Origin of the sequence: Kitasatospora sp. NPDC127067 (assembly GCF_042724755.1) — a bacterium.
In the GTDB taxonomy this organism is placed as follows: Bacteria; Actinomycetota; Actinomycetes; order Streptomycetales; family Streptomycetaceae; genus Kitasatospora; species Kitasatospora lactacystinica.
In genome coordinates, this window is the sequence record NZ_JBHXEM010000165.1 from 1 (window position 1) to 16,983 (window position 16,983).

Genomic DNA, 16,983 nt, shown 5'->3' on the forward strand with positions numbered 1-16,983 from the left:
CCCGCAAGGAGCCGCTGCGATGCAGCATGCCCTGGCACACCTGTGCCCTCATCCGCCTCCGCCGTCGTCCCAGTCCCGGTTCGGTGATCGGCGGGTGTCGTGAAGAAGGCGTTCGGCGTGCTCGTCGGGGTCGTCGCCTGCGGTCCGCTGATGCTGGCCCTGCCGGTGGTGATCGCCGGCGCGGGCAACGCTTCGGCGACGTCCGCCTCGTGTCCGCCCGGTGGCGGTCCGCAGGGTGTGGACAGTGCGGCCGTCGCGGCGCAGGTCGAGGCGATCCTGAAGGGTTCCAGCCCGCTCAGCGCCCCGAGCGTGGCGGGGCTGAGCAAACCCGACGAGCAGATTCCCAACGCGAAGACCATCCAGGCCACCGGCGTCGCGATGCACATCCCCGTCCACGGGCAGGTCGTCGCGCTGGCAACAGCCATGCAGGAGAGTGAACTACGCAACATCCGCTACGGCGACCGGGACTCGCTCGGGCTGTTCCAGCAGCGGCCGTCGCAGGGCTGGGGCACGCCGGATCAGATCATGAATCCGGTGTACGCCTCGACAAAGTTCTACGAGGCGCTCAAGCAGGTCAGCGGCTGGGAGTCGATGACCGTCACCCAGGCCGCCCAGGCGGTGCAGCGCTCCGGCTTCCCCGACGCCTATGCCAAGTGGCAGCCCTTGGCGGAGGCGCTGCAGAAGGCCATCGCGCCGCTGCTCACCCCCACCGCCGACACCCCCGCCGCGGCAGCACCGACCCCGACGCCGTCACCGACGGTCGGCAGCACCCCGAGCCCCACGCCCGGCGGCGGGAGCTGCGGGACGCCGACGGCCGGTGGCGACGGCACCGACTTCGGGACGATCCCGCTCGGTTCGCTGCCGGCCGGGTACACCATCCCGACGGACGCGCCGCAGCCGGTGCAGACCGCGATCCGCTGGGCGCTCGGGCAGTTGGGCACCCCGTACCAGTGGGGCGGCACGTGCGCGAACTCGCACGGCGCGGACCCAATGGGCAGGTGCGACTGCTCCTCGCTGATGCAGGTGGCCTACCGGTCGGCAGGGATCTCGCTGGAGCGGACCACCTACGACCAGGTCAAGCAGGGCGCCGCCGTGTCGGCGGACGCACTCAAGCCGGGCGACCTGCTGTTCACCCGGGGCACCCCGGCCGTGCCGGAGCACGTCGGGATGTTCATCGGCTCGGGGCTGATCGTGCACGCCCCGAAGACCGGAGACGTGGTCAAGATCTCGACCCTCGCCTCGTGGCGGCCGGAGATCCTCGCGGCCCGCCGGGTCGTCTGACCCGCGCTCTTCTCCCCTCCCTCTTCCCCCTATTTCTCCGGGCTGCCTTGGCATGCCGTTAATCGAACTGGAGTTCCCCTTGTATCTCGCGGACGCCGTCGTACAGCTCGCCTACGACCCCGGCATCACCCCCAACGAGGGCGGCCTGCCCGGCCTTTCGGTCCTCAAGCAGGTCATGGGCTCGCTGAACCTCTTCGGCATCATCGCCGTCGTCGGCGCCCTGGCCGTGAGCGCCGGAGTATGGGCTTGGGGCCACCACAGCGGTGGACACCAGGCCGAGGCCAACGGCAAGAAGGGCGTGCTCGTCAGCGCCGGCGCCGCCCTGCTGCTGGGCGCCGCGATCGGCGTCGTGTCGTTCTTCTCGACGCTCGGAAGCCAGGTCAAGTAATGCAGAAACGTTCTTTCTCCGCTTCCCGCAGCGGGGTGTCCGGCGGCGCGCTGGTGCGCCGCCGGGCGCTGCTGGGCACGGCCGTCCTGGTGGTGCTCGTCGTCTGCTCCGGGATCCTGGCCTACGTCACCCGGGACGGCCGGAGCTCCCCCGAACATGCTGCTGCGGCCAGCTCGCCCGCGCCGGGCCCGTCGGGTTCGGTTTCGCCGGGCGCGCGCTCGGCCGCGCTTCCCGGGCCGCCGTCGACGCACGACCCGATCGCGTTCGCGAAGGCCGCCGCAGTGGCGCTGTGGTCGTACGACACCCGCTCGTCCTCCCAGCCCGAGCTGGTGGCCTCCCTTCACCGGTGGCTGACCGACGAGGGCCAGTACGCCGACGCGGACTCGGTCGACCGGCTGGTCCCGTCGCCCCTGCTCTGGGGGCGGATGGCCGACTCCGGGCAGTTCGCCACGGCGACCGCGGCGGAGGCGCACTTCCCGGAGTCGTTCACCCGGGCGCTGCAGGCGGATCCGGGGGCGATCTCGCAGGCGTACGTCTACGCCGTGACGGTCTCCGGGAAGCAGTCGATCTCCTGGAACGGTGCCCCGGCCGGCGGCGCCGAGGACCGCTCGGCCACGCTCGCCGTCCAGTGCCGTCCTGACCGCCCGTGTGCTCTGGCCGGTGTGCTGCCGGCCGTGGCGCCCTGAGCCCGGGAGGTACGCGTGGACATCTGCAACCTCCCGATGATCGCCCAGGTCTGCACCGTCGTCGACGGCATGAACTTCGTCAGCGACCCGGGCAAGAGCATCACCGACGGCATCGGCGCGTGGATCGCCAAGTCGATGGGTGAGCTGGCGGCCAGCGCCGTCGACCTGTGCGCGAAGGCGGTAGACGAGACCACCGCGATCGACCTGTCAGCGCCGTGGTTCAGGGACAACTACCAGCTGATCTTGCCGATCGGGCTGATCCTGACTGTGGGCACCTTCTGCGCGCAGCTGATCCTGGCCGCCTGGCGGCGGGACGAGCGGGCGCTGGCCAAGGCGGCGTGGGGCACGATGACCGGTGTGCTGTTCGCCTTCGGGGCGATCAGCTTCACCGCGGTAGCAGTGACGACGGTCGACGCCTTGTCGGCCGGGTTGTTCCAAGCGGCGCACACGAGCGTTGCCGACGCGGTCAGGCGCATGATCAAGGTCACCCAGTTCGGCGCCATGTTCCCGCTCGGCTGGGCGATTCCCGCCCTGGTCGCGGTCGGCAGCGCGATCGGGGCGTTCCTCTACTGGTGCGTGATGGTCGCGCGCAAGGTCGGCGTCCTGGTGCTGGTGGCGCTCGCGGCGTTCGCGGGTGCCAGCGGCGGCTGGGAGGTCGCCAAGCGGTGGCGGCGCGGCTGGATCGAGGCCACCGCCACCCTGATCGTCAGCAAGCTGCTGATGACGGTGGTCTTCCTCGTCGGCGTCTCCGCGCTCGGAAAGACGGACGCCAAGGACGGGATCGCCGCGCTGTCCGACGCCCTGGCCGGCGTCGTGATCATGGTCATGGTGCTGCTGTGCCCGTACGCCGTCTACAAGTTCGTCCACTGGGCGACGGACGGCGGTGGCCACGACGACGTGCACCGCACCGGCATGGCCGGGATGGCGACCGTGGCCGGGGCGGCGAAGACCGCGGGTTCCCTGGCCATGCAGTCCGGCATGGGAATGCCGGCGCCGCAGGGCCCGCCCCAGGTTCCCGGGGTCGGCGGTGGCGGCGGTGCGGCCTCCGGTATCGACCCGACTGGCCGGATCAGCGCGGAGGGGATCGACGCCGGTCCCGCGCAGCAGGCGACGAAGTTCCGCTTCGGCGAGGACCCGAACGCCGGCGGCGACCGCGGTCGTGCCCTGGTCACCCGGCCCGGCATCCCGTCGCTGATTACCCGGGCGTCCGCCGTAGGCGGCGCCGAGCGGTCGAAGTCCAACGGCGGCGAGGCAGCCCCGGCCCCGGCCGCCCCGCGTGTCCAGGGTGCCAACCTGGCAGACTCCGTCGCTCCGTCCGCTGCCGGAAGCTCTCCGGCTTCCGGTACGGCCTCGGCCCCGAGCGTTCCCGTTCCCCCGGCCCCGGTCGGCCCCGCCGTTCCCCCGCCGCCGGCACCGGCTGCTGGTAGTCCGGGCCCGGCGGGAGGCCCGGACCCGGGACGCTTCGTCTACCCGAACCGGACCGCCGAGCCCGGGTCCTGACCAGCATCCCCCTTCCCCGGGGTGGGCGGCCCAGCGCCGCCCGCCCCGGACCCACCATCCCCGAAGGAGCCCCGCGATGACGTCCAGAAGAGCGCCGCGCCCCCGCCCGCCGCCCGCACGCGCCTCCCTGGAACCCCGATGTCCTCCACCCCGAAGTCCGACGCCACCCCCGCGTCCGTCAAGTTCCCCCACCGCTCCAAGCGCGGCATCCTGCTCGGCCTCAGCGCCCCGCAGCTGGTCGCCTCCGCCACCACCGGCCTGCTGCTGCTCGCCGTCCTCACCACCCACGGCGTCACCGGCGCCCTCCAGCTCGTACCCGTCTGGGCCACGGTCGCCGTCGTCGTGTTCGTCCGTTACCGGGGCCGCACCCTCGCAGACTGGGCACCGGTCGCCGCCCGCTACGCGCTGCGCCGCCTGCGGGGCCAGCTACTCTGGCTCGCCCGCCCCTCCTCCCGGCCGGTGCGCGAGGGCCTGCTGCACCTTCCCGGCAGCGCGGCCAGCCTGCGCGTGGTCACCGCTCCGGACCACCGCTACGGCGCCGTCCACGACCCGCACGCCGGCACCCTCACCGCGATCGTCAAGGTCTCCTCCCGCGCCTACGCCCTGCTCGACCCCGGCACCCAGAACGCCAACGTCAACGGCTGGGGCCGCGCGCTCGCGGCCCTCGCCCGCACCGGCCAGGTCGCCCGCATCCAGGTCATCGAGCGCACCGTCCCCGACTCCGGCGACTCGCTGCGCCGCTACTGGGAGGAGCACGGCCGCCCCGACGCCCCGCTGGCCGGCGCCCTCTACGGCGAGCTGATCCAGAACGCCGGTCCCGCCGCGGCCCCGCACGAGGCCTACGTCGCCATCGCCCTCGACTTCAAGGGCGCCCGACGGCTCATCTCCCAGGCTGGCGGCGGCCTCACCGGTGCCTTCGCCGTCCTCGCCCAGCTGACGAGCTCGTTCGAGCAGTCCGCCCGCACCGCCGGCCTCAACCCCACCGGCTGGCTGTCCGCCACTGAGATCGCCGCCGTCGCCCGCACCGCCTACGACCCCAAGTCCCGCGCCGCCCTCGACCGCTGGTCCGAGGACGGGCGCCCCGGCGCTGCCCCGGCCGCCGCCGGACCGGTGGTCGTGGTGGAGAAGGCCGACCACATCTCGACCGACTCCGCCCACCACTCCACCTACTGGGTGGAGAACTGGCCGCGCACCGAGGTCAACCCCGGGTTCCTCCACCAGGTGCTGTTCGCCTCCGGGGTGCGCCGCACCGTCTCCCTGTCCTACGAGCCGCAGGACCTCGACTCGGCGATGCGCGACGTGCGCCGCAAGAAGGCCTCCGTCATCGCCGACTCCGCCGAGCGCGCCCGCAAGGGCCAGGTTTCCAGCGAGGCCGACTCCGTGGAGTACCAGGACATCCAGAACCGCGAGCGCCAGCTGATCGCCGGGCACGCCGACGTCGCCCTCACCGGTCTGCTGACCGTCTCGGCCGACACCGAGGACGAACTGCGCTCCGCCTGCGCCGTGGTGGAGACCGCCGCGGTGGGTGCCCAGCTCGACCTGCGTCCGCTCACCTGGCAGCAGGGCGAAGCGTTCACCGCCTCCGCGCTGCCGTTCGCCCTCGCCGCCTGATGCCGGCCCTCCCGCCTTCCGAAAGAGCACCCCGATGCCGGCCACCACCCCCGTCGCGCAGGACTTCGTCCCGTACGCGACCGCCGCGATCGACTTCCACCGCGCGCTCAACATCCCCACCGGCCCGCTGGTCGCTTCCCGCGCCGAACTCGACTCCCTGCACGAGCACGTGGTCTCGCTGCACGGCCTGCTCGACGCGCACACCCAGCGCACCAGCCCGCTGCTGCCCGGGGAGGGCGACCACCTCAAGGCCGCCCGCACCCGCCTGTGGCAGGCCGCCGACCACCTCCACGCCGCCTACCACAGCGCACCCCGGCCCGGCACCGGCGAAGTCCCGGCCCTCGACGCGTGCCGCGCCCGCCGGCCCGAGGGCGCGCCCGAGCTGACCATCTGCCGCCGCCACCAGCAGACCGCCCATCTGGTGCGCCGCCGCGCCACCCCCGCCGATCTGCACTCCCCGTTCACCGGCCTCGTCCGCCACTGACTTCCGGAACCCGTGATCATGTCCAGGAACCGCGCCACCGCTTCCCCGCTCTTCGTCCCGCGCAAGACCACCCGGGCCCAGCAGCGCGCCGCCCGCGCCGAGTTCGCCGAGGCCCGCACGAAGGCCCGCTCCGCCCAGGCCCCCTCCCGGCGCCGCAAACACGAGGGGCCCGACCCCGAGCTGCGACCCACATACCCCGCCTTCGGGCGCCCGGGTCCCGCCTCCGCCCGCGGCGGCAAGCTCCGCCTGCCCAAGCACCGCCTGACCACCGCCGTCGCGGGCGGTGCCTACCCGTTCCTGGCCGAGGCCGGCCTCGGCGCCGAGGGCGCCTTCATCGGCCGTGACCTCCACGCCGAAGGGTCCTTCTGCTTCGACCCCTTCACGCTCTACAACTCCGGCCGAATAGAAGGGTTCACGAACCCGAACGCGATCCTGTGCGGCGTCATCGGCATGGGCAAGAGCGCGCTCGCCAAGTCCATCGCCACCCGCTCCGTCGCCCACGGCTACAAGATCTACGTCCCCTCGGACCCGAAGGGCGAGTGGACCGGGCTGGCCCACGCCCTCGGCGGGCAGACCATCGCCCTCGGCCCCGGCCTCCCAGGGAGGCTCAACCCGCTGGACGCGCCGCAGCGTCCCGCCGAGGTGAGCGAGGAGGACTGGCGCACCGAGGTCCGCAAGCGCCGTCTGCTCCTGCTCGCGAGCCTCGCGGCCACCGTGCTCAAGCGCGACCTGCTGCCGATGGAGCACACCGGCCTCGACGTCGCCCTGGACCTGGCCGTCGCCGATGCCAAAGCTGCCGGCACGGTGCCGCTGCTCGGCGACATCGCTCTCGTCCTCGGCCGCCCCGAACGCCTCGACACCGCGCTCGGCGGCCAGGCCGGCGGCCTCGGCCACGCCACCGACGACCTCGCCCACGCCCTTCGCCGCCTGGTCCACGGCGACCTCAGCGGCATGTTCGACGCCCCGTCCACCGTCACGTTCGATCCGAACGCGCCGATGCTCTCCATCGACCTGTCCCGCCTGGGCAGCAGCGGCGACGACACCGCCCTCGTCCTCGCGATGACCTGCGCGAGCGCATGGATGGAGGCCGCCCTGGCCGACCCCTCCGGTGGCAGGAGGTGGGTGATTTACGACGAGGCGTGGCGGATCATGCGCCACGTCGGCCTGTTGGAGCGAATGCAGCAGCAGTGGAAGCTCTCGCGCGGGTTGGGAATCGCCAATCTTCTGATCTTGCACCGCCTGTCCGATCTGATGTCCGCGGGCGACGCCGGATCGCGAGGGCGGGTACTGGCCGAAGGCCTCCTGGCGGACTGCTCGACCCGGATCATCTACCGCCAGGAACCCGACCAGATCCCCGCCGCCATGGCCCTGCTCGGCCTCACCGGTGTCGAGGCCCAGGCCATCGCCGCCCTCACCCGCGGCCGGGGCCTGTGGAAGGTCGCCGCCCTCTCCTTCATCGTGCAGCACCTCCTCCACCCCATGGAAAAGCAGCTGTACGACACCGACTTCCGCATGGCCGCCTGACCGCCCCGGCCCTTCGAGAATCCTGAACTCACATGCCCAGCACCGACATCGAGTCCTACCTCGACCACTCCCACCTCACGGCAGCCGACTTCACGGCGTTCGAGCAGCTGCTCGCCGCCCAACGCGACCGCCGCCCGTACACCGATTCCGACTGGCACCTCGTGCTCAGCTCCACCGGCCGAGGCGGCGACGGGCGGTGGGAGTCCACCTACGCGCTGTTCCGCCCTGGCGGTGCCTTCGGCAACCCGGCGCCCGACGACGAGGCGTACGTGCGGGTGTACTTCGACGAGAACGGCCGGGCCCTGCCCGACCAGCCCCACCGACCCGCGCCCGTCCCGCCGTTCGCCGCAGAGCTGGCGGAGCACCTGCCCGGCTGGACCGTCCGGCCCAGCCCACTCGCCCCCGGCCGGGACCTCGCCGAACTCCGCAGCCAGGCCTGGGGGTGGGGACGGCTTCCCTGGAACACCGCCTCCGCCCCGCACACCGCCCTCACCCTCACCGGCCCGAACGGTGAACGCCTCCTCGCCGTGCGGACCGGCGCGGACGCCCCGCTCCTCGTCGGCGCGGCCCGGCCCGACAACGTGCCCGCCTACAACCCCAGGGCAGTACACCTGCCCGCGCCCGTCACCTTCCCCGCCGGCGCACCACCGGCTGCCTTGGCGGCCGAGCTCACCACCACCCTGGGGCCACGCTGCCAGCAGGCCGCCTGGCAGACCCGCGCGAGCGCCGCCACCCACGCTGTCGAGGCCCTGCGCCGTCTGAGCACCGCCTATATCCCGGCCCCCGGCGACCCCTGGGGCCACGGCGAGATCGGCTCCTTCGACTCCCAGGAGGACCGCAACCGCGCCGCCTGGCCGTACACCGAGACGCTCATCGACCAGGGCCTGTACCTCGTGGCCGGCATCCGTTCCGCAGCGACGATCGAGGACCACCTCGACCCCGCCATCGGCCCCGACCTGCGGCACCTCAACGTCAGTGAGACCGCGCTCGACCGACTCCGGGAGGTCCGGGACGGCTGGCGGGATGCGGCGGCCAGCATCATCGGTTCCCATCCCGCAGCCGACCGGGTCCGGATGCGCGCCGAAGACCTGCGCAACGCGGAGGCGTGGGCCTGCTCCTCGCGGATCGCGGACGGCCCACTCACCGCGCTGGCCAAGCACGTTGCACCAAAGATCGGCTTCCCCGCACCGGACCGCGAGGAGCAGGTCAAAGCGGCCATCGCCCGCTCCGCCAACGTCCTGGGCCAGAGCACCCCAGTCCCGGTGCCGGTGTCGGCACCGCTCCGGCCTGATGGACGGCACTCGACCCGGTGACCAGCCGCCCTACCACCGGAATCCGGCCGGGCCAAACCGCGGAATCCCTGCACCATCTGAGCCTCGACCCGCTACCCGAGGGCACCCGCCGCAGCCCTCCGGTCGGCCGGACCGCGCCACTGCCCCGGAAGGAGGCCTGCCGTTCCTCGCCCGAACAGACCTCGCTCCGCACCCCGGTCCCACCGTCCGTACCAGCGAAGCGGAGTCCCACCGTGCCTGCCGCCGAACCCACCCAGCTTCCCGACGTCGCCATCGGGCACCACCCGAACCACGGCATCGTCGCCTCCTTGCCCACCCAGTCCCCGGCCGCCCAGTGGATGCTGGAGCGCCTCGACTTCCAGCGTCTCCCTGACCACCCCACCCTCTACACGCTCACCAACCAGCACCGCGAGGCACCCGAACGCGCAGCGTGGGCCGCCAAGCTCCTCACCGACGCCGGCTACCGCGTCGACACCGACGTGGCCCTGGCCTCGGAGAACACCGGCAGGCACGAACGAGCACAGGCGCGGACGGCCGTCGTCGAGCCAACGCCCAGCCACCAGCCGGACCCCGGGCCCGACGTCGCCTTCGCCGAGCACCCGACCCTGGGCATCGTCGCCGCCGTCAACGACCACCTGCCCTTCAACCCGGGCATCTACCTGGATACCGACGGCTGGCGCTACCACCGGGACCTGGACGTCTACTTCCCGCCGGCCGGAACCCGGGCGGAGTCGCTCGACGTCGTGGCGCACACCGTCATGGGACTGCGGCGCGGCAGCTTCCAGGTCGCCCTGGAGCCCCGGCTCGCCGAGGACGTCGCCGCTCACCGCGCGGCGGTCCGACAGGCGTTCACCACGCACAGGTTCCGCATCGACGAGGCCGCACTCAACAGTCCGGCCCACCAGCCCGCTCCTGCCGCTGCTGCCGGCCCGCTCGGCGGCAACCGGCCGCCCGCGGCCGTCGACCCGCGCATCGCCTTCGCCCGCGCGCGCTGACCAACCCCGCTCCCCCTACCGCCTTGAGGAAACCCCCGTGTCTGCTGCCGCCACTCCCTCCGACGACACCCTGTTCCGCCGTACCGGCCACTTCTCTGTGCTCCCGCATCTCCCCCAGGAACCGGACGTGGTCTTCGCCGTCCACCCCAAGCTGGGCATCGTCGCCGCTCTCTGCGACCACCTGCCCGACGAGCCGGCCGAGATCCTCATCAAGGCCGGATGGCGTCACCTGGCGGACCTCGACATCTACCGCGCGCCCGCCGACGGCCTCGACGCCGTAGCCGAGGCCACCATCCGCCTCCGGCAGGGCCGGTACACCGTCGCCGTCGAGCCCGCCCTCACGGACACCGTCCTCGCCTGTGCCACCACCCGTGACCGCCACCGCTGACCGGCCAGCACCACAAACAAGGAGCAGACGAACATGGCCGTCAAGAAGATCTGGATGATCATCCACGCGTGCGGGCACGAGGCCGAGCGCGACCTCGGCGCCCGCCCGGCCGACCGGCGAGCCAGCTTCGCCGACTGGCTCGCGAAGCAGGACTGCACCGACTGCTGGCGTGCCGCCCAGGACAGCGACGAGACGGGCAAGGCGGAGTGGCTGGGGGCCAAGCGCGCCGCCGAACAGGCTGAGTCGGAAGCCTGGTCCCAGCAGTACCGGATGCCACCGCTGGAGGGCACCGACCGCGGCATCGCCTGGGGCATCCGGTGCCGCCACCAGGTCCTCGCCGCCGCCTACACCGCCCTCGTCCTCGACGCCGGCCTGCCGGAGCCGCAGTGGGAGCAGATCGAGAACCAGGCCCGCACGATCACCCGCGCCGGCTGGTGGATCGACCAGCGCACTTCCGAACCCGGCGACCTGCCCGAGCTTCTCGACGCGGCCGTGGACACCGACCGGCCGACCGAGAACCCCTTCGTGTGACCCCCCGGTGCTCTGCTCCCGGGCAGAGCACCGGCCGCCAACTCCCCTGCTGAGCCGCGAGTGGGCCGGCAGCGACAAGACCCCTGACGAGATCGTCGCGGCGCACGGCGTTCCCCCAAGCACCTCTGGAGGAGATCTCCCTCGGATGCCCTAGCCGCTTCTGCCCCGGGAGATTCGCGGCGACGACGGGCACTCGGCCCCGGCACCCCTGCCTGACAGCACCCGCAAGCGGCAGGGTCGATCATGCGATCGCCGCCGCGGCAGTCCGCTCGTCGCGTTTCGCGCAGCCCTCGTACGACGGTGGCGGGTGAGGGGCCCTGTCCTTCCTTCGTGCCGGTGGTGATGACGAGGCGTTCGGCGAGTCGCGCAGGCTCATCCCCTGGTCGCACATGTGGAGGGCGTGGGGATCTTGGACTCGTCGGCAAGGGAAGGGGCCGTGCCGACGGGAGGGGGGTCAGGTGCTGCCCCGGCCGGTGGTGTTGTCCCACAGGAAGGTTCCGGCGACGATGTCTCGCAGTCCGGCCACGTTGCGCCGGGCACCCGGCACCGGCGAGGGCGCCCGGCCGGGGTCGGCGGCGTGGCGTTCCAGCCGTTCGAACCGCTCGTAGCGGTCGCGCAGTATGCCCGCCAGTCGATGGAGGGCTGCGCCACGAGTGAGGCCCTCGGCAGTCTCCAGGACCAGGAGCAGGTTGTTCGCGAGGTCACCACGTGCCTTCTCCCGGTCGGCCGACACCACGTCGTTGTTGATCGCGACGATCTCGGCCCCGATCCGGCGCAGCTGTGACAGGTAGGGCATGTGCGCGACCAGGTCGTCGGCCTCGTCACCGTTGACCCGTTCCAGGAGGTCGTCGACGACGAGGGTCGAGGTGGTGCTCACGCGCCGGTGCAGACAGCGCTCTGCGCGTCCGGGGCCAGGGCGCGGCAGCGGTCGACGACCTCGGCGAACTGCCCGGCGAGGTAGCCCTTCCAGTGGTGCGCGGCGCGTGCGCGCCAGGCCGGGGACATGCCGGTGATGCTGCGGCGGAAGAGGTCGGCGAACGCGTGGACGACGGGGGGCTGCCCCGGGCCGGCGACGGGGACGGGGACGGGCCGGTCCAGGATCGCGGTCATCTCGCCGAGGAGCCGGGCCGAGCGGGCGGTGTCGCGGCCCAGTTCACCGTCGAAGAGGTCGTCGAAGGGTGCGAAGTACCAGCCCATCAGATCCGAGGCGAGGTCGAGTCCCTCCGCGGTGGCGTCGGGGTAGCACAGTCCGGCCAGTTCGCTGATCTTCCAGTCCCGCAGCTGGCGGTCGTTCGCCTGGCGGTCCTCGGCCAGGCCGAAGTGGTACATCCACGCGGAAATATGCTCGCGGGCCCGGTCCACGTGCGGGCTCATCCGCGCCGGCCACGGACAGCCGATCCCGGGTCCCGGACCCGGGATCGGTCGCCGGGCGGCGAGCGGGCGAGCGGCCGACGTCCCCAAACCCGATGGGCCAGGGGCCGTCCACACCCGCCCGGCTCCAAACGGACCATTGGCCGGTTCCGCCAGAGAGTTGTCATCCACCATGAACGCCTCCCAACACCGCGACCTCGTCAACAGGGCATCCCCCGTGAGGCGGACCGGGGCTCACCAGGCAGGCAGCGACACGTTGCCCATGGCCGTCATACTGCCCAGCCGCCCCGTCTCGCTTCTCCTGACACGCCGAGCACCAGGCTTACCTGTCCTGCGCTGCCGGCGCTCCTCTAGCCCCGTCCCCACACTTGTGCGCCAGGAAGGGCGCTGGGCCCGGCTGCACAACGACGAGTACTTCGCCCGTTTCGCCCGCGAAAAGTACAGCCGCGAAACCACGGCGCCTTGCAGCCCTGACGCCCGTGCGGCTCCCTCGGGGCCCGGCCGCCCGACGCCTACACCCGATCTCCGTCCTGGCCAAACCGCCGAATCCGCGGATTCTCTCTCTGCCAGCCCGCCCGCCGGGCCCTGCCGCCCGTCCGAGAGGGGACGCCGTGATCGCCCACCTGCAACGTGCCGCCACCACGGCCGCGCTGATCCCCTCCCTGTACGGCCTGGACGACGTCCGCGGCCGGCTGCGTCCCAGGCTGATCGGTGCCGACTACCGCGGTGCCGACAGTCAGCTGCCCCTGTTCGGCGACCCGCAGGAGGTCCTCGGCGGAGGCGTGCTCGACGCCCCGGCCCTGCGGATCGGCGCCCGGGCGCCCGAGCACCCGGTGTGGATGTGCTCGGTACGCTCCGACCCCCGCCACCCGGACCTGAGCGACGCCCAATGGGCCGACGTCGCCCGGCGCCTGGTCACCGCGACCGGGCTCGCCCCCGCCGACGACCCGAACGGCTGCCGGTGGGCCGCGATCCGCAACGGCGACCGGTCGGTGCACATCGTCGCCACCGTCGTACGCGAGGACGGATACATCCACAGCACCTACCGGGACCCCTTCCACGTGCAGGCCGAGTGCACCCGCATCGCCGCCGAACTCAGCCACCTCACCCGCACCGTCACCACCGCCAAGGACCACCGGATGCCCGTCATCACCATCAGCGCCGAGCCCAGCGGCAGCGTCGTCGCCACCGGCACCGGCGATGACCTGTCGGCCACCTTGCTCCGGCACGCCGGGTTCAAGCAGATCGACGACTGGCACGGCCGCCGCCACCGCCTGCCCACCACCACGCCCCGCCCCGACGCGGCCGCAATCGCCACCCACGCCGCCGAAATGCTGCGCGCCGCCCGCTACAGCGTCGTTGTCGACCCCCGGCTCGACACCGGCCGCCTGGCCACCCCGACCGACCCTCACGGCCTCAAGGTCACCGGCCAACAGGTCCTGCAGCTGACCGACCAGATCCGCGGCGCTTCGACCGCTACCGACGCCGCCGAGGCGCTCGACCAGATCCTCGACCCCGACGACGGCGTCCTCTCCCGGCTGCGGGAGGCCCTGGAAGCAGCGGCCGAACAGGTCACCGACCTGAACCCCGACGAGTACGAGCTGTCGGAGCGCTTCTCCTCGGCGGCCGAGTGGATCGGCAACGCCGAGGCCGAACTCACCGACGCCCTCGGTGATCTGTGCACGATCAGCGCTCCGTCCGCTCTGCCCGAGCCAAGCCAGCCGACGCAGGCCGCCGACACCCTGCGCGCCCGCGCCGCGCTCGGCCGCAGCCCCACCACCCCGGCCGCCAAGGCTCTGGGCCCGCTTGCCGGATCCGCCGCCACCGTGCAGCCGCCCGCACCAGCCGCATCGGTCGGACCCGCCGGCCGCACCCGCTGAAACGTTCCGCCAACCCGTCCCTAGGAGAGCAGCCCTGTGATCCGCACCAGAGCCGAGCGCGCCCCGCCCGCCGCCCGCTCGTACCTCCCGGGATCTCCTCTTGCCTGCCCCGCGCACGAGCGCGCCGTCGACCACCACCGGCACGGACGCGCTGCTCTACCTCCTGTTCGGCGTCCTCGGCGCCGCCCTCGCCTTCGGCGCCCTCGCCTGGCTGACCGGGAACGTCACCAACACCCTGGCCGGCTCCGGCCCGTGGGCGCCGTTCAGCGCCACCGACGCCCTGCTCCACGCCGAACGGCTGTGGCCCCACCTCAGCCCCACAGCCGTCCTGGTCGGCGCCCGCGTCGTCCCCGGCGCGCTCACCCTCACCTCCACCACCACCGTGCTCGTCCTGTGGCTGCGCCACCGCGCCGGGACGAAGAGCGGCATGGCCCGGCAGGCGGACATCGCGCCGCTACTGGACAAGGAGATCACCGCCAAGGCCCGCGGCCTGCGCCCGAGCCTGAAGAACGAGAAGGACGTAGCCCCGGCCGACCGCGGCATCCCCATCGGCACGCTCTCCCCGGGCAAGGCCGAGGTCCGCGCAAGCTGGGAGGACGTGATGGTCGCCATAATGGCGCCGCGCTCCGGTAAGACGAGCGGCATCGCGATCCCCGCGATCCTCGCCGCTCCCGGGCCGGTGCTGTTGACTTCGAACAAGGCTGCCAACGACGCCTACACTGCCTGTATCGACGCCCGTGCGAAGGTCGGCAGGGTCTGGACGCTGGACCCGCAGCAGATCGCGCACCACCCGCGCGAGATGTGGTGGGACATCCTCGCCGACGCCCGCGACCTCGCCGGAGCCAAACGCCTCGCCGGGCACTTCGTCACCGCTTCCGTCGACGAGTCCAGCGGCTCCGACTTCTGGAGCACGGCCGCGAGCAATACGCTGGGCGCGCTGTTCCTCGCCGCCGCGAGCCACCGCCGTCCGATCACCGACGTGCTGGCCTGGCTCGCCTCCCCGGCCGACCGCGCCCCCGTCGACCTGCTCGGCGACGCCGGCCACCACTCGGTCGCCGCCCAGCTCCAGGGCACCGTCACGGGTGCCACGGAGACGCGGGATGGCATCTATGAGACGGCGAGGCAGTACGCGAGCTGCCTGCTGGACCCGGAGATCGCCGCCTGGGTCACCCCCACGCCCGGCCTGCCGGAGTTCAAGCCGTTCGCCTTCGCCTCCTCCCGCGACACGCTGTTCCTGCTCAGCAAGGACGGCGGCGGCTCCGCCTCGGCCATCATCGCCGCGGCGGCCGACGCGGTGATGCGCGCCGCCGTCATCGTCGCCGAGCGCGACGGCGGCCGGCTCGACCCGCCTGCCCTGTGCGTCCTCGATGAAGCGGCAAACGTCTGCAAGATTTCGGACCTGCCGGACCTGTACTCCCACCTCGGGTCGCGCGGCGTCATCCCGATCACCATCCTGCAGTCCTATCGGCAGGGCCAGCGGTGCTGGGGTGAGGCTGGGATGGACGCGCTGTGGTCCGCGGCCACCGTGAAGGTGATCGGCAGCGGCATCGACGACGCCGACTTCGCGGACAAGCTGTCGAGGCAGATCGGCGAGCATGACGTTCAGACCGTCTCCGTCTCCAACTCCGACAGCGGCAAATCGACTTCGGTTTCGATGCGCACCGAGCGGGTCCTGCCGCCGGACGAGATCCGCGCGCTCCCCAAGGGCAAGATCCTGCTCTTCGCCACCGGCATGCGGGTGGCGATGCTCGACCTCAAGCCCTGGTACAAGGAGCGCTCGGCCAAGGAGATCGGCCCGGCCTCCGCCCGCGCCACCAAGGCCATCACCGAGCGCGCCCTCGCCAAGGCCAAACACGACCAGGACGGCTTCGCCCTCTCCGCCTGAGCGCCCCACCCGGCGGCGCCGGTCGATAGCGCTCCTCGGCCAACGCCGCGCCTCCTTCCCCTCTCCGCTCCACCGGTCGGCACCACATCCGCCCGCCCACACCAAGGAAGCCAGCATGAAGTCAACAACCTTTCCCGCACTGCGAGTTCTCTCACTCGGCGCCGGGGTTCAAAGCAGCACACTGCTGCTCCTGGCCGCCGAAGGCCATATCCCCGGACTGGACGTCGCGATCTTCGCCGACACCGGATGGGAACCAGCCTCGGTCTACGCACACCTCGACCGGATCGAGCGGGAGGTCGCCGAGCCCGCCGGCATCCCGGTCCTGCGGGTGTCCGCCGGCAACATCCGCGACGATGCCCTCAACCCGGACAAGCGCTTCGCCTCGATGCCGCTGCACATCCTCAACGCCGACGGCGGCGAGGGCATGTCGCGCAGGCAGTGCACCGTTATCTGCACCCTCCTCTCCTCGTTGATCGCGCTGATGGTCGCCGCGATCAAGGAGAAGGTCCGCGAACTGCTCGGCCACCCGTACCCGCAGCGGGTGCCCGCCGGGGTGTTCGTGGAGCAGTGGATCGGCATCAGCACCGACGAGGTGCACCGGGCGAAGGACGCCGACGTCGCCTACATGAAGAATCGCTTCCCCCTGATCGAGCAGGGCTTCTCCCGCGCGGACTGCCTGCGGCTGCTGCGCTCGCGCGGCTTCGAGTCCACCCCGAAGTCGAGCTGCCTGGGATGTCCGTACCACGGCAACGCCCAGTGGCGGGCGCTGCGCGATGATTCGCCCGCGGAGTGGCAGGACGTCGTCGCCTTCGACCGTGCGATCCGCAGCGGCAACGCGCGGGCGACGGCAGAGGGCACGCCGCTGCTCGGGCAGGCGTACCTGCACCGCAGCCGCCGCCCGCTGGAGGAGGCGCCGATCGACCGCGTCACCGCGCACGAGTGGGCCAGGCGGCAGACCGACGTCTTCGACGCCATCGCCGACGCCGAGCTGGAGGGCCGGCGACCCGGACGGCTGCTCGCCCTGGGCCTGCCGCTCGGGCGCGCCCGTCGCCTCCGACTTCGCCCTCGCCGCCTAAGACCGTGTCCTATGTGGTGTGGCGAGTCAGGCGTTTGTAGCAGCAGAGGGTGGCGGCGAGGCCCAGGAAGGCCAGGTAGTTGCGGGGGTCG

General features: G+C 72.5%; 16 protein-coding genes. 14 read left to right on the plus strand and 2 right to left on the minus strand.

The window, feature by feature from the left end:
- The first annotated feature begins 99 nt into the window (after positions 1–99).
- The 11 genes from ACFWJ4_RS37180 to ACFWJ4_RS37230 all read left to right on the plus strand — a co-directional run bounded on the left by ACFWJ4_RS37180 (position 100) and on the right by ACFWJ4_RS37230 (position 10,680).
- Positions 100–1,281 (plus strand): C40 family peptidase, encoded by a 1,182-nt coding sequence (locus tag ACFWJ4_RS37180; RefSeq protein ID WP_380552625.1) that lies wholly within the window; start codon positions 100–102, stop codon positions 1,279–1,281.
- A 79-nt stretch (positions 1,282–1,360) separates the two neighbouring features.
- On the plus strand, positions 1,361–1,669 hold the full coding sequence (locus ACFWJ4_RS37185; RefSeq protein ID WP_380552628.1) for a DUF6112 family protein: 309 nt from the start codon (positions 1,361–1,363) through the stop codon (positions 1,667–1,669).
- Positions 1,669–2,355, plus strand: a complete 687-nt coding sequence (locus ACFWJ4_RS37190; protein ID WP_380552631.1) for a hypothetical protein — start codon at positions 1,669–1,671, stop codon at positions 2,353–2,355. Before ACFWJ4_RS37185 ends, ACFWJ4_RS37190 begins: the two co-directional genes overlap by 1 nt.
- A gap of 36 nt (positions 2,356–2,391) precedes the next feature.
- Complete coding sequence (locus ACFWJ4_RS37195) at positions 2,392–3,855, plus strand: ATP-binding protein (protein WP_380552669.1); 1,464 nt, start codon at positions 2,392–2,394, stop codon at positions 3,853–3,855.
- A 138-nt stretch (positions 3,856–3,993) separates the two neighbouring features.
- Positions 3,994–5,466, plus strand: coding sequence for an SCO6880 family protein (locus ACFWJ4_RS37200; protein WP_380552634.1), 1,473 nt, complete (start codon positions 3,994–3,996; stop codon positions 5,464–5,466).
- A 34-nt stretch (positions 5,467–5,500) separates the two neighbouring features.
- Positions 5,501–5,950, plus strand: a complete 450-nt coding sequence (locus tag ACFWJ4_RS37205) for a DUF6238 family protein (RefSeq protein WP_380552637.1) — start codon at positions 5,501–5,503, stop codon at positions 5,948–5,950.
- Positions 5,951–5,968: 18 nt separating this feature from the next.
- Entirely contained in the window at positions 5,969–7,474 is a 1,506-nt protein-coding gene (locus ACFWJ4_RS37210; RefSeq protein WP_380552640.1) for an ATP-binding protein, read from the plus strand.
- Between the two features lie 32 nt (positions 7,475–7,506).
- Positions 7,507–8,787 carry a hypothetical protein gene (locus ACFWJ4_RS37215; protein WP_380552643.1) on the plus strand — a complete coding sequence of 427 codons (1,281 nt, stop codon included), beginning with the start codon at positions 7,507–7,509 and terminating at the stop codon, positions 8,785–8,787.
- A gap of 212 nt (positions 8,788–8,999) precedes the next feature.
- Complete coding sequence (locus ACFWJ4_RS37220) at positions 9,000–9,761, plus strand: hypothetical protein (RefSeq protein ID WP_380552646.1); 762 nt, start codon at positions 9,000–9,002, stop codon at positions 9,759–9,761.
- 37 nt (positions 9,762–9,798) lie between these two features.
- Positions 9,799–10,149, plus strand: a complete 351-nt coding sequence (locus ACFWJ4_RS37225; RefSeq protein WP_380552649.1) for a hypothetical protein — start codon at positions 9,799–9,801, stop codon at positions 10,147–10,149.
- Between the two features lie 33 nt (positions 10,150–10,182).
- Entirely contained in the window at positions 10,183–10,680 is a 498-nt protein-coding gene (locus ACFWJ4_RS37230; RefSeq protein WP_380552652.1) for a hypothetical protein, read from the plus strand.
- A gap of 454 nt (positions 10,681–11,134) precedes the next feature.
- Here the strand turns inward: ACFWJ4_RS37230 and ACFWJ4_RS37235 are convergent, their stop codons facing one another.
- Together ACFWJ4_RS37235 and ACFWJ4_RS37240 are read right to left on the minus strand one after the other, a co-directional pair.
- The gene (locus ACFWJ4_RS37235) at positions 11,135–11,557 is read right to left on the minus strand and encodes a hypothetical protein (protein WP_380552655.1); all 423 of its coding nucleotides are present in this window, start codon (positions 11,555–11,557) and stop codon (positions 11,135–11,137) included.
- Positions 11,554–12,054 (minus strand): hypothetical protein, encoded by a 501-nt coding sequence (locus ACFWJ4_RS37240; protein ID WP_380552658.1) that lies wholly within the window; start codon positions 12,052–12,054, stop codon positions 11,554–11,556. Before ACFWJ4_RS37240 ends, ACFWJ4_RS37235 begins: the two co-directional genes overlap by 4 nt.
- Before the next feature lie 608 nt (positions 12,055–12,662).
- On the opposite strand from ACFWJ4_RS37240, the gene ACFWJ4_RS37245 reads away from it, so the two are divergent.
- The 3 genes from ACFWJ4_RS37245 to ACFWJ4_RS37255 form a co-directional block, all read left to right on the plus strand.
- Complete coding sequence (locus tag ACFWJ4_RS37245; RefSeq protein WP_380552661.1) at positions 12,663–13,931, plus strand: hypothetical protein; 1,269 nt, start codon at positions 12,663–12,665, stop codon at positions 13,929–13,931.
- Between the two features lie 100 nt (positions 13,932–14,031).
- A complete protein-coding gene (locus tag ACFWJ4_RS37250; protein WP_380552663.1) occupies positions 14,032–15,816 on the plus strand; it encodes a type IV secretory system conjugative DNA transfer family protein in 1,785 nt (594 codons plus the stop codon).
- 115 nt (positions 15,817–15,931) lie between these two features.
- Positions 15,932–16,983: hypothetical protein (locus ACFWJ4_RS37255; protein WP_380552666.1), on the plus strand; the 1,052-nt coding region annotated here is incomplete at its 3' end.

Bases quoted from the DNA above. Each gene is read 5' to 3' on its own strand.
- ACFWJ4_RS37215 (WP_380552643.1), top strand. From the start codon at position 7,507: ATGCCCAGCACCGACATCGAGTCCTACCTCGACCACTCCCACCTCACG.
- ACFWJ4_RS37195 (WP_380552669.1), top strand. From the start codon at position 2,392: ATGATCGCCCAGGTCTGCACCGTCGTCGACGGCATGAACTTCGTCAGC.
- ACFWJ4_RS37205 (WP_380552637.1), top strand. From the start codon at position 5,501: ATGCCGGCCACCACCCCCGTCGCGCAGGACTTCGTCCCGTACGCGACC.
- ACFWJ4_RS37190 (WP_380552631.1), top strand. From the start codon at position 1,669: ATGCAGAAACGTTCTTTCTCCGCTTCCCGCAGCGGGGTGTCCGGCGGC.
- ACFWJ4_RS37200 (WP_380552634.1), top strand. From the start codon at position 3,994: ATGTCCTCCACCCCGAAGTCCGACGCCACCCCCGCGTCCGTCAAGTTC.
- ACFWJ4_RS37210 (WP_380552640.1), top strand. From the start codon at position 5,969: ATGTCCAGGAACCGCGCCACCGCTTCCCCGCTCTTCGTCCCGCGCAAG.
- ACFWJ4_RS37230 (WP_380552652.1), top strand. From the start codon at position 10,183: ATGGCCGTCAAGAAGATCTGGATGATCATCCACGCGTGCGGGCACGAG.
- ACFWJ4_RS37240 (WP_380552658.1), bottom strand. From the start codon at position 12,054: ATGAGCCCGCACGTGGACCGGGCCCGCGAGCATATTTCCGCGTGGATG.